Origin of the sequence: Streptomyces sp. NPDC004647 (genome assembly GCF_040609575.1) — a bacterium.
Lineage (GTDB): Bacteria > Actinomycetota > Actinomycetes > Streptomycetales > Streptomycetaceae > Streptomyces.
On record NZ_JBEXKU010000036.1, the window covers coordinates 12,464 to 34,552 of the forward strand.

Sequence of the window (22,089 nt, forward strand, 5' to 3'; positions counted from 1 at the left end):
TGCTCCTTGGGTAGCTCCCGGTCGTTGCGCCGGCGACGGCGAGGCCGTGCCGGTTCAGGCGCGGGCCGTATCGGCGAGGATCACGTCGCTCGCCTTCTCGCTGATCATGTAGGTGGGGGCGGCGACGAAGAATCCGGGAATGCGGGGGAGGACCGAGGCGTCGACGATCCGCAGGCGGTCCACTCCGCGCACCCGGAACCTGCTGTCGACGACGGCCGAGGGGGTCGTCCGTCCCGTCCTGCAGGTGCGGGACGCGTGGTGGCCCCAGGCCTCGCCCTGCACGAAACGGCGGACGTCGTCGCGGCCGTCGACCTCCTCGCCGGGCCACAGCTCCTGGAGGATTGCGGAGCCGGCCCTGCCGTTCATCCCGCGACACGAACTCGACGGCACCGGCCATAGCTTCGAGATCCACGTCGTCCTTGTCCGTGCCCTCGGCGAAGTGCTGGAAGTTCACCAGCGGGGTGTCACGGGGGTCGGTGGAGCGCAACTGCACCCGGCCCCCGGTGTTGTGGGTGCGGCTCTTGAGGATCGCCCAGGTGAAGCGGTCCCGATGGCGTGTCAGGTCGAGCGAGTAGCCGGGGTAGCAGCCCCGGAAGTCGAAGGGGCCGCCGAAGATGAACAGGTCGGGAGCGTCCAGCTCCGGACGGGACTTGCGGGTGACACCGACGACGGCACCGTTGGTCGTGTACGGGCCTTCGCCGCGCCGCCAGGCCCGGTAACAGCGGTCCGGTTCGGTCCCGGGCCGCGGCGCGTGGAAGTCGCAGTCCTTGAGGACCGGGAACTCGCGGTCCATCCGGCTGACCACGCCGACCTCGTACCGGTTCTGCAGATGGGCGCCCACGCCCTGGAGGTCGACCCGTACGGGGATGCCGTGCCGCTGCAGCTCCTCACGCGGTCCGATGCCCGAAAGCATCAGCAGCTGGGGCGTGTTGAAGGCCCCCGCGGCCAGGATCACCTCACGGGAGGCGAGGACCCTGCGCAGGACCGGTGGCCCGGCGTCCGGCCGGCTTGCGGGGTCGGCCGGGTAGGTGTGCACCTCGTCCAGATAGTCGACGCCGGCCGCGGCTCCGTTCCCGTCCAGCACGCCCCGGGCCGGCAGGGCGTTCGTACGGACCACCAGATAGTTGTCGTTGTCCGGGGCACCGCCCGCGTCGAGCAGCAGGGTGCGCATGCCCGCGGCGGCGAGGTTGGACGCCAACGGTCCGCCTCCCGCCCCGGCGCCGACGTAGTCGAAACCCGTCTCGGCCGGGCAAGCGGCACCGGGCCCCGCCGTCACTTCCGCTTCCCCTTCGCCGAGTTGGCGAGCGAGGTGTCGGCCAGGACCGTGTTGGCGGAGATGAGCGTAGTCAGCGCCGCGCTACGCGGTGGAAGCCGGCCGCTCAGGCCCAGCGTGGCCGCCGTCGCGGTGTCAATGCCGTGGACGCCGTCGCGCAGGTCCTCCCGCAGCCGCTCGCCGCGGTTGGTCAGCAGATCGAGGCCGAGCAGGATCGTACGGATCCCGAAGAGCCGGAAGGCGTACACGGCCGCCGGACTGGGCGGCTCACGATGGGGGTCGAGGCGCCGGATGAGCAGGTCGGGTGCGAGCAGTCCGGTGGCCCGGCTGAAGAGCCGGATTCCGGCGACGTAGACCGAGACGGCGCGCGGGGGGGTTTTCCGGGTGGCCATCATGTCTCCTGACGGTGCGGTGATTCTTGCGGTGACGGGAACTACCGCCGAAACCCCCCGACGGGGGAGAAGAACACCCTGGAAACACTCCAATCAACACATTATGGGTACCACTGCTCCCCTGCACCTCGAGCCCTGGGATCACCGGTGTCTCCGACCCGCATGCGTGCCCTGACGGCTCCGGAGGCGGGGCTTCGGCTGGTCGACGCGTCCGCTCGCGCCGAGCTGCCAGGCGAGGCCGCGCAACGCGAACGCCTTCATGCCCTGGATCTCGTCCGGCTCGTGCTCGGCGTCGCCGTCGCGTGCCTCCGGCAACTGCTCGATCAGTTCACATGCCTCGGTCGCCGCCTGCAGATCCTCGCGCTGGCGCCCGATGCGGTGGGCTGCCGTGGCCAGGGCGCACAGGGCCTTCACCAGACCGAAGGCGTGCCTGCGGGTGGGGTTGCGCTGGAACAGCGGCTTCAGGCGCCGTAGGGCGTCATGGGCGCAGTTTTCGGCGTCCTCGAACCGCCCGACGTCGACCAGCCGGTCCGCCAGGTCCTTGAGAGCCTCGGCCAGGTTGACGGTCGCCGGGTCATATGCTGCGCGGAGTCAACCCCCGGCGCCTGGCACGGACTGTGAGGAGCGGCCACGGTCTGTGCGCCGCACTGCTACCTGTCTCTCTTGCCGTGTCTACGAGTTGCCCGGGGTCACGGATGCGAGCACATTTGAAACAAGGGCTTGTTTCTCTTTCTCCCCTTGCTAGATCTTCTCGACCATCGGTGAGGAGAGGTGGGCTTGATGCGTCACTATTACCACCGCGACCGTCTCGTGGAGGTAGAGCAACTGGACGATGTCGTCGCAGTCAAGGTCGGAGTGGACGACCGGGGGGAAGCAGTCACCAGAGGGTCGGTCTTGGGGACGAGCGCCCGAGCGGCGCTGCGTGAGGCCGATATCGACGACGAGGCCGCCGACGCCTTCGCGCGAGCACACTGGGTGTTCGTCAAGCCGAGTCAGCAGACTCGTGAGACCGTCGCCGCTGGCGAGCAGCCCGCCGGAACGGAATCGGTCGGCAAGGTGATCCGGCGGTCCAACGGCAGAATAGGTATCGCGACCGACCTATTGAACGTCCAACTGGATCCGTCGCTCTCGCAAGCGGAAGCGGAGCGAGAGCTGGAAGCAGCCGGACTGGATGTAGTGACAAGACTCAACTTCGCGAAGAATCTGTATGAGGTTCGCGCTGCGGGAGCCGAAGATGCCCTCGCGGCTTCGGAGGATCTGCACGAAAATCGCAGCTTCGTCTTCGCTGAACCGTCATTCATCGAGCATGTTCCTCAGCGGTCCGCTCCGACCGACCCCAGATACCCCGACCAGTGGCAGTGGAACAACACGGGTGCCGGGGGCGGTACGGCCGGAGCTGACGTCGATATCGAGCGAGCATGGGACCGAACCACCGGAACCGGCATCCAGGTCGCGGTCATTGACAATGGCTTCGACGCTCAGCACCAAGACCTCGCTGCCGGAGTGGGGTCGACGTCGGGCTTCTACAGCGACGGCGTGGTGGGCACGACCTTCACCCAGAGCATCGTGGGAATGCCCGACAGCAACCACGGCACCTTTTGTGCCGGCATGGTCGGGGCTCGGCGCGACAACGGAGTCGGCGGCGTCGGTGCAGCCCCCGATTGCGAGCTCATGCTCGTGGCATGCCTGGGGGACACGGTCGGCACCCAGACCACGCTTGCCCGTGGGGTGGCGTACGCCGCGAACCCCGCGACAGAAGTGCCCGGGGCGGACCCAGCGGATGGGGCGGACATCTTGGTATGCAGCCTGGGCCCGAACGACGCAGATTGGGATCTGACCTCCACGCTTGAGCTTGCCATAGAAGACGCTGCCGCGAACGGCCGTCAGGGGCGAGGGCTGGCGATCTTCTGGGCGGCGAGTAATGGCCACAATGTCAGCGTCACCAAGGACGAGGTCGTTTCGCACCCAGATGTGATCGCCGTAGTGCGATCCACCCGACATGATCTCGAGGATAATGCCGCCCGTGGCCCAGAGGTCGAACTGATCGCTCCCGGGGTCGATGTGTTGAGCACCAGGTCCGGCGATGTCTACGGCACCAGCACCGGCACCAGCTTCGCCGCACCGTGTGCCGCAGGCTGCGCCGCGCTAGCACTGTCGATGAACCCCGCGCTCACTCGCGACAAACTGCGCGATGTGATGCGCAATTCGGCTGATCGGATCGGCGGAGTGGTCTACGACGCGGCGGGCCACAACGACGACTACGGCTTCGGCCGCGTGAACGCGTTCGAAGCTGTGGCTGTCGCTGCCGGACACCCGTGAGAAACGGCCACCGGCGACGCAGTCCACGTTCTGCGACCGCACGAGAACCCGGAGTCTGACGAAGAGCGCCCCCAAGGACTGAAGTGTGGTGAATGCCGCCGGTGGTGGTCTGGTCGATGCCGCACGTGCTCGCCGCCACGTCACGGGCGGCCGCATCCGCCGATCATGTTGCCGAGTGAACAGGGAAAGGGCCATGAGCGACGAGCCCACAGAGAACGAACCGGTCTTCCGATGCCGTGTGGTGGCCCAGACCACCGATGCCCTCCGAGCATTCATCGACGAGGTGCGGCCCGACACCGGCTGCCGGGCCGTCGCACGGGACTCGGGGGAGGGCGTCGGAATCGACCTCTACCTTCATCAGAGTCAGCTCGACCTGGCCCGAACGGCCAGGTCGGCTTCGTCGGTGACAATCACGAGCGTCGAGAACACCACGGAGAACTGGCTCGCTCGGAAGGAGGAAGTCGGTGGCGGTAACCGCTTCGCCGCCCGAGGGGCGGTCCCGCGCGGTCTGGGGCGAAAGGAGTGAGCGTGTATCTCAATGTGGCCGAGATCGAATCGGCAGTCACCAACCTGCACGCCGCTTACCCGGCGACGACTCAGGTCATCGTCCCTCCCAGCACCACGCACGAGGGCCGCACGACGCCGTTGTTGCGCGTCGGATCCCGACCCGCCGACTCGGTGGACGGGATTCTGGTTCTCGGCGGCGTGCATGCCCGTGAGTGGATTCCGCCCGACGCGTTGATCTCGCTGGCTGCCGACCTGCTCGAGGCACACACGAGCGGGACTGGACTCGGCTATGGGGGGTCGTCGTTCTCGGCGGCGCAGATATCGCGGTTGATGGACAGCCTCAATCTGTTCTTCTTCCCCTGTGTCAATCCTGATGGACGGGCCCACAGCCAGACAGTGTCGGGAAACTGGCGGAAGAACCGACGGCCCGCACCTTCTGGTCACAGCGGCCCATCGTGTACAGGCGTGGATCTGAACCGGAACTTCGACTTCCTTTGGGACCACGCAGCGAAGTTCGCCACTGATTCGGGTGTCCGGACCTCGGCCGACCCGTGCGACCCGAGCGTGTACCGAGGGCCCTCGGCCTGCTCGGAACCCGAGACGCAGAACGTCGTGTGGGCGCTCGACGGCTTCCCGCGGATCCGGTGGCATGTCGACGTGCACAGCGCGGTCCCGGTCATCCTGCACAACTGGGGTTCCGACCAGAACCAGAGCGCCACCGCCACCCATAATTTCGCCAACGCCGCGCTCAACGCGGTACGCGGTCGGCCCGACGACGGCATTGGCGAGTACATCTCCGCGCGCGACCTCGACATCGCTGTCGAGCTGGCGCAACGGATGAACGACGCTATATTCGCAGTCCGCTCGGTGAGCTACGGCGTGGAGCCGGCGTACGGCCTCTATCCCACCTCAGGAGCGAGCGACGACTATGTGTTCAGTCGGCACTTCGTCAATCCCGCCGCAACTAAGGTGTTCGGATTCACGGTTGAGTGCGGTTCGTCGTTCCAACCGCCCTTCGGCGAAGCCGAACATGTCATCCGAGAGGTCTCTTCCGGGCTGGTGGCATTCGGCCTCGGCGCATACGAGATCGAGTGAGCGCGGCCCAGCGGGCGGCGGAGCGGCTGGCAGCACCATCGCTGATGCACCGTGCCGGAGATCTGCGCGGGTTGCGGATCTCCGGCACGGTGCGGCCGATAACCGACCAGTCAGCGCGCCAGTTCCCCTGGCCGCCGCTTCGGGAATGAACCGTCTGAGGGAAGCAACAAGGTCGTCCTGCGTGGGGGCTGAGGCCTTGGACGCTGACTTCTTCTTGGCACCACGAGAAAGGATCCCTTCAGCGAGGCGATGTCAGGCCAAGGGCTGGCCTGGGGACAGGGCGTGCTGGCGCCGTCAGCCGCTGCGGAGCGGGGCCGGGCGCAGCGGTTTGACGTCCTGATAGGACTGACTGTCAGCCGTCCATGACGGCGGCTCGGGTCCGCTGATCCCCGGTGAACGGGGCATGTTCGACATCACCCAGGATGTCGAAGGCGTCCCGGCGGACAACGCTCACCGTCTCGGGAGGTGTTTTTTGAACTCTGGCCCTGAGGTCTGGCCGACTGCAGGCTCACCAACAGGGCGGCGAGCTGGCAGCGTCCTGCTCGACCGGCAGAGAGGTCACACGATCTCACCGGTCTCACGGAGGAGGTCGGAGTCGGCTTCCGGCGCACTAAGCGGGCCCGACTTACGCGTGACGGGGACGCATGCCTCTCCTTTGTCCTTCAAGAGCTTCTCCAGGTCCTCGATCCGGAGATAGCAGTCACCGTCGACGCCCCAGTCACGCCCCCACGAGTTGCGCAGCCGTACGACGGGCATCGTGCCCCTTTGTCCGTCGAGACGCGCCTTGAGCGAGACGCCGCGAACGAGGATCGCATGGCCTCCGAACCCGCCTGGAGAGACCTCGAGCAGTCCGTTGGGGGCCGGATCGAACATCGACTCGTACCACTTGACACCGATCACGACGGGTCCGAAGTACCCCAGCGTGCGCAGCACATCATCGACACCGAATGCCCAGCGGTACTCCTCCATGTACCCGCGGGCGACGACCGCCTTGGCGCCTGCCAGCACGGAGGTACCGCTGTAGTTCTCCCCGGGCCACTCGTCGAGCCGCTGCGCCTCCTGGTACACCCCGCGGGCGAAGCTGTCGTTCACGCCAGGCACTTGCACCGGGGTGGCGATCAGCTCATGGGACCAGGCAAAGCCGACGCATGCGCCCTCGCGACCCTGGTCGAGCCAGCCCGGACAGGCCCACCCGGCCGAGCGCAACGGCGCTCGCTCAGTCACCAGCATCCGAATGGGATACTCCTTGCTGCGCTTGTCGAACTCCGGGACGCGGTCGAGTCGCGGGTCGATGGTCGTGTTGCCGTTCTTCAAACGCAGGGGGCCCATGTTGCTCCTCAAGTCGATGCAACCGGTCACCAGCTGACACGACCCAGCGCCGCAGCGCATCCGGGGAGTCGGGCGATTGCGCCATGCGAGGCATGTGCGACTGGCACGTGGCGACGGTGCGGGGTAGCGGCGCGCTGCGCTGTGATCAGGTGGCTGACTTGCGAAGAAGCCGCGCGGCTCCACCCTCGGGCGAAGAGGGCGGGGCCCTTCGTCGGTAAGGCACTCCGCTGCTCACCTGTTCAAATCCCTCGACGCTCCGCGGCACAGCCTGCACCGATGTCCTTGGGGAGATCCCCGTGGGACTCGGGGAAGGGCGCGCGTGGACCCGTAGTGGACATGTAGTGGACGGAAGGATCAGGAAGGACCAGGAAGCCCTCACCAAGGGGCAATAGTGTGTAGCCTCCTGACCTGCGGAAACGGGAAGCATCAGGCCGGATCAGCAAGATCACGGACGATTCTCAAAGGACTCGCCCTCGCTTTCCCCCGGTCACGTATCTCCTCGACACCTCCGCTCTATGGCATCTCTTCCGTACGCCGGGGGCGCTGCGCCCGTGGGAGGGGCACACATCTCGGCCGGGTGCAGTCGTTGGAGAAGTCGCTGCGACGGGTGCACGACGGGCCGACCATGGGGGCCTTGGCACAGCGGGCAGGGTGCACGGTCCAGCTGCACGGAGCTGGGGGCTATGCCGAGGATCATCCGCAAGGCCACGTGGGATGTCTGCGGAGGCAGGCTTGGGGCGACTGGTGGAGCACAACCGGTGTCGTGCCCGTGCCGTCCGTGGCCGACGTCCATGAGAGATCCCTCATGAGAACTTCATGCGTAGGTAAAAGGATGGCAAGTCCGCAGTCCGATCTTCGGCCAGGCCGGTTCAGCACGCTCCTGTTCCCTGGGTGTTGTCCGCATCCCGCATGCCTGAGTGGAGGACGCACCCATGCCGTCGCACAGCTCACGTGCCACTGTCCCTGAGACCCATCCGGACGACCAGAGCCTGCACCGTCCCCGACATCCCCGACCACCGAAGTGGGGCGGTCTTCGCAATCTCCGTCACGACCTGCCCGCCTCCATTGTCGTCTTCCTGGTCGCGATCCCGCTGTCGCTCGGGATCGCTCTGGCCTCCGGCGCCCCGATCACCGCGGGCCTGATCGCCGCAGCGGTCGGCGGCATCGTCGTCGGGGCCGCCGGCGGTTCCGCGCTCCAGGCCAGCGGACCGGCGGCCGGTCTGACCGTGGTCGTCGCGGGCTTCGTGCACGAGTACGGATGGGCGGCGACCTGCGCCATCACCGTGGCGGCCGGTCTCGTCCAGATCGCGCTCGGCTGCCTCGGCGTGGCTCGCGCGGCGCTGGCCATCTCGCCCGCCATCGTGCACGGCATGCTGGCCGGTATCGGAATCACGATCACCCTGGCCCAGATCCATGTCGTGCTCGGCGGAAAGTCGAGCAGCTCCGCCACCGAGAACCTGGTCGCCCTCCCCGGTCAGGTGCTGCACGCGAACCCTGTGGCCGCCATGGCCGGCGCGATCGTGATCGCCGTACTGCTGGTGTGGCCGAAGCTGCCGAAGGTCCGCGCGGTGCCCGCCGCTCTGGTGGCGATCGTGCTGGCCACCGTGGCAGCATCCACACTGGGCCTGGACGCCGTACGGGTGGACCTGCCCGCGAACGTCCTCGACCTGGGCCTGGCCCCGGAGATGCCTCACGGCAGCTGGAGCGCCATCGCCCTGGCCGCTCTGACCATGGCGGTGATCGCGAGTGTCGAGTCCCTGCTGTCCGCGGTCGCGGTGGACCGTATGCACGACGGCCCGCGCGCCAACCTCAACCGTGAGCTGGTGGGCCAGGGCCTGGCGAACTCGGCATCCGGCCTACTGGGCGGTCTGCCCGTCACCGGCGTGATCGTGCGCAGCTCCACCAACGTCGCGGCCGGTGCCAAATCCCGCGCTTCGACCATCCTCCACGGCGTATGGGTCATCGTCTTCGTCGTGCTGGCCGCCGGGCTGATCGAGCAGATCCCGCTCGCCGCGCTGGCCGCGCTCCTGGTCGTGTTGGGCGTACGGATGGTCAAGCCCGAGGAGATACGCGAGCTCCGGCGTCACCGGGAACTGGCGATATACCTCGTCACCGCGTTCGCCGTCGTGGAGCTGAACCTGCTGGAGGGCGTGGCGCTGGGCATCGGCGTCGCCGTGCTGCAGGCGCTCTACCGGCTGACCCACACCAAGATCCGTACCGAGCACAGGGGCGCCTTCTGGCACGTGGTGGTGGAGGGCTCTTTGACCTTCGCCGCCGTCCCCCGGCTGAACCGGGCACTGGCGCAGGTGCCGTCGGGTGCGCGCGTGGATGTCGACCTCGAGGTGGACTACCTGGACCACGCCGCGTTCGAGGCTCTCCACAACTGGCGCGTCACGCATGAGCGGCTCGGCGGCCGGGTGGACATCGACGAGGTGCACGAAAGCTGGTACGAGAACGCGGTGTCCGGCACGCCGGCCGGCCGGAAGTCTCCCACGACGGTGGCTCCGTGGTTCTTCCCCTGGACGCACCGGCGACCCGAGGCTGCCCCGAAGACCCATCTGCTGCACGGAGTCAGCGAATTCCAGCGACTCACCGCGCCCCTGGTACGGCCCGTCCTCGCCGAGCTCGCGGAGCTGGGCCAGTCGCCTTCCCAACTGTTCATCACCTGTTCCGACTCCCGTCTCGTCCCGCATCTGATGACGGCGAGCGGCCCCGGTGACCTGTTCACCGTGCGCAATGTGGGAAATCTCGTTCCGCGTCCCGTTGAGGGCGGCGCCTCAGGTGATATCGACATGTCCGTGGCTGCCGCGATCGAGTACGCCACCGAGGTTCTCGGGGTGAGCACGATCACCGTGTGCGGCCACTCCGGCTGCGGAGCCATGGGCGCGCTGCTCGACGGCGCCGGGGACGGCGACCGTCCGATTGACGCGTGGCTGGCACACGGTGCCCACACCGTGGCCCGGTACCGTGTCGACTCCGCGACGGAGGAGGCCGAGGAGGTGCCTGGCTCGGCGCAGGATCGGCTGGGGCGGCTCAACGTCCTCCAGCAGTTGGACAACCTGCTCGCCCACCCGGGTGTCAGCGAGCGGGTCGAAGCCGGGACTCTGCACCTGACGGGCATGTTCTTTGACATCTCATCGGCGGAGATGCACCTGCTGGACCCGGCTACAGGCACCTTCGCCCCCGTCGGCGCCAGGGAAGTCCCCGCCGGATCAGAGGCCGGGGCTCACAGCGACCACTCCCGGGAGCATGTGCCCGCATGACCAGAGCCCGCCGCATTCGTACGGTCGTCGCCGCGCTCACCCTGTCACTCCTCACCGCGGCGCCGGTGATCAGTGCACAGCATGCCCCGGCCCCCCGGCTCGGTGACCCGGTGGTGGTCGAGCGCGCGCCCCGATCGTCGGCCGTGAGACCGTCGGGGGGACCGTACGAGGACGGCGGGCGGCTGGAGACGTCCTCCCCGTCGGCCGGCTCGCCCCAGCAGACCGGGCAGCCGACCGGCACCGGCCCGTCGGAGGAAGACGTCGTGGACGTGTCCGAGCCGACCCCGACCGGGCCGCCGACCACGTCGGAGAGCCGTCCCTCCTCCGAGGCGGAACCGGTGCTGCCTGTATCCCCGCCCCCTGCCAGCAGCGGGGGTACAGGAACCCCGACACCGGCCGTGACCCCCAACTCCACCACTGGAGACGGCGACGACGACAGTGACGGAGATGACGGCGGCGGTGGCGACGACTGACGAGCCACAACCGCAAGAGCAGCCGCAGCAGGTGGGGGCGGGACCGAGCCTTTTCCGGCGCCGTGGGTTCCGCTCGATCCGGCTGCGGCTGCTCTTGCGCATGCTGCTGCTCGTCGGTCTGACCATCGGCCTCATCACCGTCGTCGAGAGCTTCATCCTCTCGGCGCGCCTCAATGAGCACGTCGACGCGGAACTCGCCCACGAGATCGGCGAGTTCCGGAACTTCGTGAAGGGCCACCGCCCGAGCGCGGACCAACCGCGGTCCGGCGTCCGCGAACTGTTCGTATCCGTTCTGCAGAACCAGGTTCCCGATCGGCACCAGACACTGCTGACCCTCGTCGACGGGGCCCCCTTCCGGCGTACCGCCGTCGAACCGCCGGCCCGGCTGGACATCGACCCCGCCCTGGTGGCCGAGTTCGCGGCCGCGGCCCGGCCCGCCTACGGCGACGCCCCCACTGCGGCCGGACACATCCGGTACGTGACCGTACCCGTCACGGTCGAGGGGGATCCCGCTCACGGCGTCCTCGTCATCGCCACGTTCACCGAAAACGAGCGTGCCGAAATCAGCCACACCATCCGGATGGAAATGCTCCTCGGCCTCAGCGCGCTGTTCCTGGCCGCCGGCGTGGGCTGGGTCTTCGCCGGACGCCTCATCGCCCCGCTCGTGCTGCTCCGGGACACCGCCCGATCGATCAGCGAGACCGACCTCACCGCGCGTATCCCGGTCCGCGACGAGGACGAGATATCGCAGTTGGCGACGACCTTCAACGCCATGCTGGACCGGATCGAGGAGTCGTTCGCCACGAAGCGGCAGTTCATGGACGACGCCGGTCACGAGCTGCGCACCCCGATCACGATCATCCTCGGCCATCTGGAGCTGCTCGACGACGACCCGGTTGCCCGCCGAAGAACCGTCGACGTGGCCATCGACGAGTTGCACAGGATGAACCGCATCGTGGAGGAGCTGCTGATGCTCGCCCAGGCGCGTCGCCCCGACGCGCTGCACCCCGGGGACATCGTCCTGCCGGAGCTGATCGAGGAGGTGTACGTCAAGGCGTCGGCGCTGGCCCCACGCCGGTGGCTGCTCGAACTCGCCGACGACACGCCCCCCTGGGTGCTGCACGGCGACCGCCAGCTCCTGACCCAGGCGCTGATCCAGCTCGCGCAGAACGCGGCCCAGCATACGAAGGATCACGAGCGCATCTGGATCGGCGGCCGAGCACACGACGGTGTCGCCGAACTCTGGGTCCGCGACAGCGGCCCCGGCGTGGCCCCGGCCGAGCAGGACCGCATCTTCGAGCGGTTCGCGCGCGGCGGCCGGGCTCGCGGATCCGGCGGCGCGGGCCTGGGTCTGGCGATCGTCAAGGCCATCGCCGAAGCGCACTACGGCAAGGTCACGTTGGACAACCGTCCCGGTCACGGGGCCACCTTCACCCTCAAGATCCCTCTTCACAAGGTGCCATGCGACCAGCAGAGAACGCTTCCGCCCACATTCTCATCGCCGAAGACGAAGCCGAAATCGCGTCCTTTGTGGGGAAGGGGCTCCGCTCCCACGGCTTCCTGACCACCGTCGTCACCAACGGCGCGGCTGCCCGGCACCGGGCCCTGTCCGGGAACTTCGACCTCCTGATCCTCGATCTGGGCCTGCCGGACGAGGACGGGTTCACGGTCCTGTCCCATCTCCGCGCGGTGGACTGCCCGCTCCCGGTGATCATCCTCACCGCTCGGAGCGGTGTCGTCGACACGGTGAAGGGCCTCGAAGAGGGTGCGAACGACTACATGTCGAAACCGTTCCGCTTCGATGAACTGCTCGCGCGAGTCCGCCTGCGTCTGCAGGACGGCGACAACTCGGCGCTGTACCGCGCCGGATTGGTTCTCGACGGCCGCACGCGTCAAGCCCGCGTGGACGGTCGGATTGTCGACCTCAGTCCGCGGGAGTTCGCGCTCCTGGAGGTCATGATGCGCAACGCCGGACGCGTGCTGCTCCGCGAGCAGTTGCTCTCCACGGTGTGGGGATACGACGCCGACGAAGCCTCCAACATCGTCGATGTGTACGTCCGCTACCTCCGGCGCAAACTCGGCACCGCCCTCATCACCACCGTCCGCGGCCGCGGCTACCGGCTGGATCTGCCGGACGCGACCTGACCGGCCTGGCTGACCGAGGGAGACAAAGATGAGAAAGATGAGAACGGTGAGGTAAAAGTGAACTCTCCGCTTCTCCTCGGCTTTCTCTCGCATTCTCCTGCCGTGGCCAGGATGGGCGCCGCGCCGACGCCGTACGCGTCGGCCGATGTCCATTCGTAGGGGAGATGAAATGCCGCTCAACCGCAGGGAATTTCTCAATCGGTCCGCGATGGCGGGCGCCGGAGTCATGCTGGTCGGCAGTGTGGAGGCGCTGTTCGCGGCGCCCGGTGCCGTCGCCGACACCGCCGAGGCGGGCAGTGCCGTCGGCTACGGCCCGCTGGTCACGGACCCGAAGGGTGTGCTCTCCCTGCCGGAGGGCTTCTCCTACCGGATCCTCACCCGCACCGGTGTCACCACCCTGGAGTCCGGCCAGACCACCCCGAACCGTCACGACGGCACTGGCGCCTTCGCGGGCGGCGGCGATGACGATGACGACGACGTCACCCTGCTGGTGAACAACCACGAGATCGACGACCCGCTGAGCGCGGCCGCCTACCCCGTGCCGCACGTGGACGGCCTGGTGTACGACCCGACGGCGGCCGGCGGCTGCACCGTGGTCGAGGTGTCCGAGGGTTCGGTGCGCGAGTGGGTCGGCATCGCCGGCACCTCCACCAACTGCGCCGGTGGAGTCACCCCATGGGGCACCTGGCTGACCTGCGAGGAGACCGAGGCCCTGGCCGGCGTCGACGGCATGACCAAGGACCACGGTTACGTTTTCGAGGTGGACCCCGCGCGGGGCAGCGTGGCCAACCTCGACCCCAAGCCCATCAAGGCCCTGGGCCGCTATGCGCACGAGGCGGTGGTGGTCGACAAGAGCGGCGGCCACCTGTACCTGACTGAGGACGCCTCCAAGCCCAACGGCTTGCTCTACCGCTGGACCCCGCCGGCCGGCTTCGCACACGGCCCCGGCAAGCTGCGGGCCCTGGCCGACAACGCGGGCGTGCTGGAGGCGTTCAAGTGCTTCGACTCCGCGGGCCAGTACGTCGACGACCTCTCCCGCGCGACGCAGATCGGCACCGTGCACAGCGTGCAGTGGGTGAAGGTGCCGGACCGCGACGCCCGCACCACCTCTGTCCGCAAGCAGTTCCTGGCCGGTGAGATCACCCGCTCCCGCAAGCTGGAGGGCATGTGGTGGGGTGACGGCGGCGCGTACTTCGTGTCCAGCTACGCCCGTTCCGAGAGCCCGGGCACCGCGCACGACGGCCAGGTGTGGTTCTACGACCCGCGCAGCGCCACCATCACGCTCAAGGTGCTGCTGGCCGTCAACCCGGACACGTCCAAGGACGGTGCCTACGACGGCCCGGACAACATCACCGTCTCGCCGTTCGGCGGCCTGGTGATCGCCGAGGACGGCGACGGCGTGTCGCACCTTTTCGGCGCCACGCTCGACGGCACCACCTACCCGATCGCCCGCAACGAGCTCAACGTCGGCACCGCTGAGGCGCCCGAGTACAGCGAGTTCGCTGGCGTCACCTTCTCTCCCGACGGCAAGACGCTGTTCGCCAACATCCAGGACCCCGGCATCCTCGTCGCCATCACCGGTCCGTGGGACGGCGATGACGACGGTGATGACGACTAGGTCCCCGACGAGTTGCGGAGCATGCGGTCCGGGAAGCCCAGACCTCCGGTCGCGTCGCACCTCGCCCGTGACTTGGGCATCCACAAGGAGGCGTTTGCGGGGCGGGGGTCCCGCCCTGGCCGAGCCGACCGGACCGGCGCGACGCGCGAGCGATCACACTCTCCGGCCGGAGGCGGACCCGGACGCTGTTGTGAACGCCGACGGGGGGATGTCCCTGTTACTGTGCTGACCTGCGGAAACGGCCATGAGGCTCCGCCCCCGAGTGCCGGGGCGCAGCCTCTGCGCGTCGGAAAGGGAATCCGCTGCGGGTGGGTTCGAGGCCCTTTCCCGAAGTGGCGCAATCCGTGCTGCGGATCAGGCCAGATGGGGTGAGCGGGCGTCGGGGCCGGTCGGGGAGAGGCGGCCGCTGGCCAGGGAGGCGGACAGACCGGTGACGGTGAAGCCCATGGTGTCCTGGCAGCGGTCAGCCACCCGGACCGCCCTGCCGCCGTCCACGCGGAAGACGCCGAACCGAGGCCGTCGGTGTGCTGCCCTCGACCGGGCAGCCGAGACCACGCGCTGGTCAGACCGTGCTCCACGTGGACGACGACTTCGCCACCGTGGCCGCGGTCCTCAAGGAAGTCCAGCAGCGGGACGTTCTCGACTGACCGCCGATGTCGTCCCGGCCCCTTCATCCCGCCCGGCCGGCGACACACATGGGGTACGGGCCGCACTTACGGTCACCGCTTCGGTCCGCCGCGCCAAGGCGCGGGACGCCGTGCTGACGCGCTGTGACGGCGCCTGTGGAAACCCGGGATGCGAGCGTGCGCCAAGCGACGTGAAGGACCCCGGGCGGCCAATCCTGGAGGGTGACCACATCCACGACATCGCCAAGGGGCGGCCGGGACGCCCCTGAGCAGATGATCGCCCTGTGTCCGAACTGCACTGCGGTGAAAACGTAAAGGACGACACGAGAGGCGCCACGTGACCGGCTGCTCGGTGTGGCGCAGGAGGCGCACGCGGCCTGGCTGAGCCGAGTCCCCGACGCTGCCGAGCACTGCTGATACGGGTGGTAGCCAACGGTGGTGAGCCCGCCCGGGGGTGTGTTGGGGCGGGCTCACCATGACCGGTCGGTGGACCGGAAGTGTGTCAGTTCGTGTCGAGTGCGATGGCTATGTCGGTGATGGCCAGCGGGAACTGCCCCACGCCGGCCGTGGCCCCGGTGAACAGGTTGACGCTGTAGAGCGTCGCCGAGCCACTCGCCGAAGCGAGAGTGGCGAAGGCCGACACGGAGGTCGTCTTGCCGTTGGTCAGGTCGCTGAAGATGTCAAAGCCCGCATTGAGGCCGGCGTCCACGCCGAGCGCGCCGGTCGGGGCCAGCGTCCCGTTGTTGGCCGGAGACTGGATGACGGCCTGGTCCGTGGCCGTGTTGATGTCGAACAGCGTGGTCGCGGTCTCCGCGTTCACGTCGTTGTTCGTGTAGGCAGCGGCGGTGACGCCCCTGGTCGGCCCGGTCGCCGGCGGGGTGGTCAGTGTGGTGTCCTCGGTCGTGGTGCCGTCGGCGAGGTTGTGACGCAGGTTCTGGCCGTTGTCGCTGATCACCCGCAGCCGGTCGGCCGCGGGATTGAAGTCGACCCCGAAGTTCGTGCCGTACAGCGGAACGCGGAGCTGGGAAACCTTGGTGACCACCACGTCCGTGGTCACTGGCGGGGTCTTGATCGTGTAGATGCCGCCTTGGTTGCCGACGCCGTACATGAGGCCGTTCTGCACGCGGAAGTCGATCCCGATCAGCGCGGTGTCGCCACTGAGCCCGGTGACGGCTCTGACCCAGTCGAGCACCTGGGGTCTGTCGGTGGTGAACGTGGCCATTAACGTGCCGTCACTCGAGATCCCGAACGCCCGAAGGCTGTCGGCCTGGGCCTGGGCCCAGCCGTTGCTCGGGGCTCCCACAACGAGTGCCGCCACGGCGGATGCGACCGCGACCGCCGCAGCCATTCTCTTTTTGATCCCTGCTCGCATCGGTTCTTCCCTCCCGGTGAGCGTGTGGCGTGGTAAAGGCAGTGCGGCATGGTCCGCTTGGTTGAACCATCAGCCGGCGACCACAAGCTATTTCGCAGGACTGGACACATCCACTGGATGGTGATTGAACTACTCACCTCGGCGTCTTGCGGGCACGCGAGGCGGGCGGCAGTTGGGAACACACCCTCACGAATCGACGGGGGCAACGCGATGCTCCTCGCCCCGCACGGCGCCCATCAGGGCGGCGACGGCATGGGCGTCAGCCTCCGGCCCGGGGTGCAGGCTCAGCAGGCGGAAGGTGCGGGCGACGGGGGCGGGCAGACGCTGGTACGACCAGGAGAACACCGCCTCCACCCGCCGCACGCCGGTAGCCGCCCGCGTCCAGAAGATCCCGTCGCCGCTGCTGGTCGGCCAGCTCCGTCACCAGGTCCGCCAGCTGCAGCGACGGGTGGACGACGGCGAGCTCGGCCGCGACCCGGAGCGCCAGCGGGAGCCGTACACACTGTTCGGCCAGGGCGGCGGCCGGCCCCGGCTCGGTTTCGACCCGCGCGCCGATGAGCGTCCGCAGCAGGGCGACCGCGTCGGGCAGCGGGAGCGGGCCCAGCCCGATGCGGCGGGCGCCGTCCCGGGCCACCAGGCCGGCCAGGCCGTCCCGGCTTGTGACCACGACGGTGCAGGACGGCGAGCCAGGAAGCAGCGGGCGGACCTGCTCCTCGGACAGGGCGTTGTCCAGGACCACCAGCATCCTCCGGTCGGCGATCTCGGTCCGGTACCAGCCGGCGCGGTCGTCGACGTCGAGCGGGCTCACGTCACCGGGGACCCCGAGGACGCTGAGAAACCGGGTGAGGGCGTCACCGGGCGGCATGGGGCGGTCCGGATCGTAGCCGCAGGTTGACGTAGAGCTGGCCATCGGGAAACCGGTGCCGCGTCCGGTGCGCCCAGTGGACGGCCAGCGCTGTCTTCCCCACCCCGGCCGTGCCGGAGATCACCGAGACGGCCACCGCCGTCGGGCTTCCCTTCGCTCCGGTCAGCAGCCGGTCGAGGGCCGACAACTCCGTGGCCCGGCCGGTGAAGTCGGGCACATCCGCGGGCAACTGCGCGGGGAGCGCGCCGGCGACGCTCACCGGTACCGGGCCGGTGCCCGCGTCCTGGTCGGGGACATGCCCGTGGCCGGGAGCAGGAGGCCGGGTGCGGCGGCGCAGCACGGACTCATAGGCCTCGGACAGCTCTTGGCCGGGGTCGACGCCGAGTTCATCGACCAGCAGGCGGCGGCTTCGCCGGTAGACGGCGACCGCCTGGTCGCGTCGCCCGACGGCCTGGTACGCCCGGATGAGCAGGGCCTGGGCGCCCTCGTCCAGTGGTTGCGCCGCTGCGGCCTCCTCCAGGACGGGCAGCACGCTGGGGCTCCTTCCCGCCGCGATCATGGCTTCGCCGTACTGGGCCACCACGCCACAACGCTCCCCGGCCAGCGCGACGGCCATCGGGTGGGCAGCGAGGAACGGCAGGTCGGCGAGGGGCGGCTGCTGCCACAGCCCGAGCGCGTCGGCCAGCAGCGCCGCGGCCCGCTCCTGGCCGCCGTCCCGCCGTGCGACCTCCGCCGCGGCGACCAGGTCCCGGAAGCGGAGCAGATCGATGACGTCGTACGGAACGCGCAGCGCGTAGCCGTCGCCGAGCCGGGGCAGCACCGCGCTGGGGGCGCGCGGCCGCCGCCCCGGCTCCAACAGGCGGCGCAGGTGCTTGATGCAGGTCTGGATGACGTTCGACGCGCTCGCCGGATGCCGCTCGCCCCACAGGGCGTCCGCGAGCCCGGAGAACGGCAGCTGCTGCCCACGGGACACGGCCAGCAGGGCGAGAATCGCACGGCGCTGGGGCGAGCCGAGGTCGAGGCGTGTGCCGTCCCGCCAGACACAGACCGGCCCCAGTACCTGAATGCGCATGAGCCCCCCGCATCGCCGTCTCACATCTCCCTCACCCTTCTCTCATCAGCGGCATATCCGGAAGGCCCATTCCGGCCCAGTGCCGCCCACAGCTGCCACCAGCCAGCCAGCCAGCCAGCCGTTCAGTGCCTGTCCAGTACTTTGGCTCCGAACGTTGTCCTGCAGCGATCAGTAAGGCCGGGAGGGCACGCTGGTGCGGTAGGCGCCGGGGGTCGCACCGGTCCACCGGCGGAACGCGCGGATGAATGCCGCCGCGTCGGCGTACCCGAGCCGTACGGCGATCTGGTCGACTCCGAGTCCGAGGGTGGACAGCATCTCGACTGCGCGAGCGTGTCGTGCTCCGTCGACGAGACGCCGGTAGGAAGTGCCCTCCAGGGCCAGGCGCCGGTGCAGTGTGCGGGTGGAGACGTGCAGCGCGGCTGCGGCAATGCCCATGTCGGGGAATCCGTCCGGCAACTGCATGAGCAGTTCCCGTACCCGTGCCGCGAATCCGCCGTCGGCGCGCCGGGCCAACAGGAGGCTGCACTCGCGTTCGCACACCTGCATGGTGCGCCGGTCCGCCTGCGGCAGCGACTGCTCCAGTACCGCTGCGGAGGTGACGATCGCGTTGCGCGGCGCCCCGAAGGCGATCGGCGCGTTGGCCAACGCCTCGTACGGTGCCGACTTTTGAGGCCGTGGGAAGCGCAGATCCAACCGGAGGGGTATGAAGGGCCGGCCCAGGATGGTGTCCAGGATGGTGCGGATGTTGGCCAATTCCCGTTCGACGAAGAACCGTCGAACGGGCTGGGGCACAAACCCGTCATCCAGGACGAGGTGGACCTCGTTTCCGTCCTCCTGAAGGCAGATCCCGACCATAGCGAAGGTGAGCTCCAGGTAACGCAGTCCCACAGCCGCCGCTTCGCGCAGCGTCGGGCTGGCGAGCAGTGCGAAGCCCCACACGCTGTACGTGCGCAGCGGAATCCGGCTACCGGCCTCCAGCCCCAGGCCGGGAGCATCGCCTGTGGCGCGGACCAGGTTCTGCGCCACCATGAGCTCCTGCCAGGCTCGGACGTGTGCGGCATCGTCGGCAAGAACGCTCCGGTCCACACCGCTGCCGCCGAGGCACGCCTGTACGGGTACTCCGCGCTCGACCCCGACATCCACCATCGCGCGCACGCCGGCAATGCCTCGCTGGAACAGCCGCGGAGCTGTGGAGGCTTCGTCCACCGCCGTCCTGTGTCCGGAACGGCCAACAGCATGGCCGCCATTGCCTGAAACCAGCACTGCCAATTCCCCTAGCATCGGAAGGGATCGATGCGGCGTATTCCGCCGCAGGCTGCCGTTCAGCCTAACCGGGAAGCGCGTGCGAGCCAGGGGGCATACGCGGTATCAGCCACGGTCACCCGTAGGGCTCAGCGCATCCCACAGCCATCGCGTGTGCAACCGCTGTACCCGAAGCGTTCTCGAGTAGGACCCCATGAAACGCACAGTACTGGTTGCCGGCAACGGGTGAATGGGGTGGCACTGCGTGGGTCCTGCGGAAGGAGCACCTGAGGGGCTGGAACTACAACGGTCAGGAGACCACGAAGTTGGATGGGACCACACTTCCGAATCGCACAGGCGGAGTGAGTGATGGACGACTTCAGCACGTTGGAAGTAATGCTGGTCGACAATGAGGATCTTGTGCGCCGCGGTTTCCGGCAGGCCCTCGGGGAGGCACCGGACCTCACCGTGGTCGCCGATGCGAGAGTCGGCGATGAGGCATTGCGCCTGGTCGAGCTGCGGCGACCACAGGTCGTACTCGTCGATGCCGAATACGAATTCATCCGGAAACTCGCCCAGCCTTCGGAGGCGGCAGCCCCCGGAATCATTGTCCTGACCAGCATCGGCCTTGACAGCCATCTGTTCGGGTCGCTGAAGGCGGGCGCAAGTGGTTTTCTGCTCAAGAGCGCCAGCCAGGAGGAGCTGACCTCAGCTGTCCGTGCCGTCGCCGTCGGCGCGGCTTTCCTTTGCCCCACGATGACCCGACGGCTGATCGATCGGTTCGAGATCCTTCCCCCGCCACAGGAGCGCAGCCACGCGGTCGCCCTGGCCGCCCTGAGCGGCCGGGAGACCCAAGTCCTGGCCGGTATAGCCATGGGGAGGTCGAATCAAGAGATCGCCCACGAGCTGCATGTGACGGCCGCCACCGTGAAGTCCCACGTCTCGCGCATCCTCGCCAAGCTCGAGTTGCCGAACCGGATGCACGCGGCGCTGATGGCCCAGCGGAGCGGTCTGGTGCACTCGTCCCAGCTTCCGCAGGCCTCCGCAGGCCCCCCGGCCCCTCAAGCTTCCTCCCCTCCGGCCCCGTCCCGCGCCCGTGGTCAGGCGGGCTTGGTGAAAGCGAGGACCACGTTGTGACCACCGAAACCGAAGGAGTTCGAGATAGCCGCGGTGACCTTGGTGCGCCGAGGGTTTCCCGTGACGACCTCCACCTTCACCTCGGGGTCCTTGTCGTCGAGGTTCCTGGTCGCGGGGATCACGTCGTTGAAGATGCTCAGGACCGTGAAGATGGCCTCGATCGCGCCGGCCCCGCCTATGAGATGGCCCGTGATCGACTTGGTCGCCGTCACGAGAGCATGCGGACCGAGCGATTCCAGTACTGCCGACGCCTCGATACGGTCACCGACGGGCGTGCCGGGAGCGTGAGCGTTGACGTGAACGATGTCCTGCGGGCAGAGGCCGCCGGAGCGCAAGGCCTGGCGGATCGCGCTGATCTGACCGTCCGCTGAAGGAGCTGTCATGGCGTGCGCGTCGGAGCTCATCCCTGTACCGGCGAGCGTGGCATACATCCGCGCGCCACGAGCCCTTGCGGCTTCGGTTCGTTCCAGTACGACGGCGCCGGCGCCCTCGGCCATGACGAATCCGTCACGGGCGCTGTCGAACGGCCGCGATGCGCTCTGAGGTTCCTCGTGACGGCTGGACAGGGCCCCCATGCGGGCGAAGGCAGCCATGGACAGCCGGCTGATGCATGCCTCGGTGCCGCCGGCGACAACGACATCGGCCCGTCCGGCGCGCAGTATGGCGAGCCCCATGGCGATTGCCTCCGCTCCGGAGGCGCAGGCGCTGGTGGGCGCGTGGGCACCGGCGCGGGCGTCGAGAGCCAGACTGACGGCGGCGGCGGAACCGTTGGGCATCAGCATCGTCACCGCGAACGGCGACACGCGGCCCGGACCCTTCGCCAGGGACGCCTCGTGCTGGTCGACCAGCGTCCTCCCTCCGCCGAGGCCGGTGCCGATCACCACGGCCAGCCGCTCCGGCGCGACCTCGGGCGCGCCGGCGTCGGCCCATGCTTGCCGGGCCGCCACCATCGCAATCTGCTGGCAGCGGTCCATTCGTCGGGCCTCGACCCGGTCCAGCACCTTGGTCGGTTCCTGACTCAGTCGGCCTACCAGCCGTACGGGCAGGTCGCGGGCCCACGGTTCGTCGAGCACGGTGATCGGGGATGAGCCGGCGAGCAGCGCCGTCCAGGTGGAGCGGACGTCGGCTCCCAGCGGCGTGGTCATTCCCAAGCCGGTGACCCCAACGCCGGTCGTACCGAGGACTTCCCCGTCCGCGAGATCGGGGAGATCGGGGAGCTTCGGATAGCCCAAGAAGTAGTCAGATGCTTCGTAGGACATTACGGATCCCTTTCTGAAGCGTTCCGGGGAAAATGCTCTCCCTTGAACACGGGCCCTGCGTCGTCCTCTGGCCGTCGTCATGACGGTAGCCAGTACGGGGCG

At 68.6% G+C, this 22,089-nt stretch carries 18 protein-coding genes and 2 pseudogenes; 10 read left to right on the forward strand and 10 right to left on the reverse strand.

Annotation, left to right across the window (positions count from 1 at the left end; translation table 11 throughout):
• Nucleotides 1–54: 54 nt before the first annotated feature.
• The 4 genes and pseudogenes from ABZW18_RS17760 to ABZW18_RS17775 form a co-directional block, all read right to left on the reverse strand.
• Complete coding sequence (locus tag ABZW18_RS17760; protein WP_356188383.1) at nt 55–366, reverse strand: GMC oxidoreductase; 312 nt, start codon at nt 364–366, stop codon at nt 55–57.
• 463 nt (nt 367–829) lie between these two features.
• Nucleotides 830–1,171 (reverse strand): annotated as a pseudogene (locus ABZW18_RS17765) (GMC family oxidoreductase N-terminal domain-containing protein); the annotation flags it as partial.
• A gap of 101 nt (nt 1,172–1,272) precedes the next feature.
• Nucleotides 1,273–1,665, reverse strand: coding sequence for a hypothetical protein (locus tag ABZW18_RS17770; RefSeq protein ID WP_356188290.1), 393 nt, complete (start codon nt 1,663–1,665; stop codon nt 1,273–1,275).
• Nucleotides 1,666–1,806: 141 nt separating this feature from the next.
• Nucleotides 1,807–2,079 carry a hypothetical protein gene (locus ABZW18_RS17775; RefSeq protein WP_356188292.1) on the reverse strand — a complete coding sequence of 91 codons (273 nt, stop codon included), beginning with the start codon at nt 2,077–2,079 and terminating at the stop codon, nt 1,807–1,809.
• A 366-nt stretch (nt 2,080–2,445) separates the two neighbouring features.
• Between ABZW18_RS17775 and ABZW18_RS17780 the strand changes: the two genes are divergently transcribed.
• From ABZW18_RS17780 to ABZW18_RS17790, 3 genes are all read left to right on the forward strand, one after another.
• A complete protein-coding gene (locus ABZW18_RS17780) occupies nt 2,446–3,984 on the forward strand; it encodes a S8 family serine peptidase (RefSeq protein ID WP_356188294.1) in 1,539 nt (512 codons plus the stop codon).
• Between the two features lie 193 nt (nt 3,985–4,177).
• A complete protein-coding gene (locus tag ABZW18_RS17785) occupies nt 4,178–4,510 on the forward strand; it encodes a hypothetical protein (protein ID WP_356188296.1) in 333 nt (110 codons plus the stop codon).
• A 2-nt stretch (nt 4,511–4,512) separates the two neighbouring features.
• Complete coding sequence (locus ABZW18_RS17790; RefSeq protein ID WP_356188298.1) at nt 4,513–5,586, forward strand: M14 family metallopeptidase; 1,074 nt, start codon at nt 4,513–4,515, stop codon at nt 5,584–5,586.
• Nucleotides 5,587–6,144: 558 nt separating this feature from the next.
• Here the strand turns inward: ABZW18_RS17790 and ABZW18_RS17795 are convergent.
• Nucleotides 6,145–6,915: a hypothetical protein gene (locus tag ABZW18_RS17795; protein WP_356188300.1), complete on the reverse strand. Its 771-nt coding sequence runs from the start codon at nt 6,913–6,915 to the stop codon at nt 6,145–6,147.
• A 932-nt stretch (nt 6,916–7,847) separates the two neighbouring features.
• Between ABZW18_RS17795 and ABZW18_RS17800 the strand changes: the two genes are divergently transcribed.
• The 6 genes and pseudogenes from ABZW18_RS17800 to ABZW18_RS17825 all read left to right on the forward strand — a co-directional run.
• Nucleotides 7,848–10,178, forward strand: coding sequence for a bifunctional SulP family inorganic anion transporter/carbonic anhydrase (locus ABZW18_RS17800; protein ID WP_356188302.1), 2,331 nt, complete (start codon nt 7,848–7,850; stop codon nt 10,176–10,178).
• Nucleotides 10,175–10,651 carry a hypothetical protein gene (locus ABZW18_RS17805; RefSeq protein WP_356188304.1) on the forward strand — a complete coding sequence of 159 codons (477 nt, stop codon included), beginning with the start codon at nt 10,175–10,177 and terminating at the stop codon, nt 10,649–10,651. Before ABZW18_RS17800 ends, ABZW18_RS17805 begins: the two co-directional genes overlap by 4 nt.
• On the forward strand, nt 10,626–12,215 hold the full coding sequence (locus tag ABZW18_RS17810) for a HAMP domain-containing sensor histidine kinase (RefSeq protein ID WP_356188306.1): 1,590 nt from the start codon (nt 10,626–10,628) through the stop codon (nt 12,213–12,215). The genes ABZW18_RS17805 and ABZW18_RS17810 overlap by 26 nt, the downstream gene beginning before the upstream one ends.
• Nucleotides 12,113–12,796: a response regulator transcription factor gene (locus ABZW18_RS17815; protein ID WP_356188308.1), complete on the forward strand. Its 684-nt coding sequence runs from the start codon at nt 12,113–12,115 to the stop codon at nt 12,794–12,796. The genes ABZW18_RS17810 and ABZW18_RS17815 overlap by 103 nt, the downstream gene beginning before the upstream one ends.
• 169 nt (nt 12,797–12,965) lie before the next feature.
• Nucleotides 12,966–14,414 carry an alkaline phosphatase PhoX gene (locus tag ABZW18_RS17820; RefSeq protein WP_356188309.1) on the forward strand — a complete coding sequence of 483 codons (1,449 nt, stop codon included), beginning with the start codon at nt 12,966–12,968 and terminating at the stop codon, nt 14,412–14,414.
• Nucleotides 14,415–14,974: 560 nt separating this feature from the next.
• Nucleotides 14,975–15,061 (forward strand): annotated as a pseudogene (locus ABZW18_RS17825) (VapC toxin family PIN domain ribonuclease); the annotation flags it as partial.
• 481 nt (nt 15,062–15,542) lie between these two features.
• Here ABZW18_RS17825 and ABZW18_RS17830 read toward each other — a convergent pair.
• From ABZW18_RS17830 to ABZW18_RS17845, 4 genes are all read right to left on the reverse strand, one after another.
• On the reverse strand, nt 15,543–16,388 hold the full coding sequence (locus ABZW18_RS17830; RefSeq protein WP_356188310.1) for a DUF4394 domain-containing protein: 846 nt from the start codon (nt 16,386–16,388) through the stop codon (nt 15,543–15,545).
• Between the two features lie 283 nt (nt 16,389–16,671).
• Nucleotides 16,672–17,277 (reverse strand): hypothetical protein, encoded by a 606-nt coding sequence (locus ABZW18_RS17835; RefSeq protein ID WP_356188312.1) that lies wholly within the window; start codon nt 17,275–17,277, stop codon nt 16,672–16,674.
• On the reverse strand, nt 17,264–18,349 hold the full coding sequence (locus ABZW18_RS17840) for a BTAD domain-containing putative transcriptional regulator (protein WP_356188314.1): 1,086 nt from the start codon (nt 18,347–18,349) through the stop codon (nt 17,264–17,266). The genes ABZW18_RS17835 and ABZW18_RS17840 overlap by 14 nt, the downstream gene beginning before the upstream one ends.
• Nucleotides 18,350–18,517: 168 nt before the next feature.
• Complete coding sequence (locus ABZW18_RS17845; RefSeq protein ID WP_356188316.1) at nt 18,518–19,555, reverse strand: AraC family transcriptional regulator; 1,038 nt, start codon at nt 19,553–19,555, stop codon at nt 18,518–18,520.
• A gap of 405 nt (nt 19,556–19,960) precedes the next feature.
• On the opposite strand from ABZW18_RS17845, the gene ABZW18_RS17850 reads away from it, so the two are divergent.
• On the forward strand, nt 19,961–20,728 hold the full coding sequence (locus tag ABZW18_RS17850; RefSeq protein WP_356188318.1) for a response regulator transcription factor: 768 nt from the start codon (nt 19,961–19,963) through the stop codon (nt 20,726–20,728).
• Here the strand turns inward: ABZW18_RS17850 and ABZW18_RS17855 are convergent.
• Nucleotides 20,692–21,987, reverse strand: a complete 1,296-nt coding sequence (locus ABZW18_RS17855) for a beta-ketoacyl-[acyl-carrier-protein] synthase family protein (RefSeq protein WP_356188320.1) — start codon at nt 21,985–21,987, stop codon at nt 20,692–20,694. The two genes, ABZW18_RS17850 and ABZW18_RS17855, sit on opposite strands and share 37 nt — an antisense overlap.
• Nucleotides 21,988–22,089: the final 102 nt, after the last annotated feature.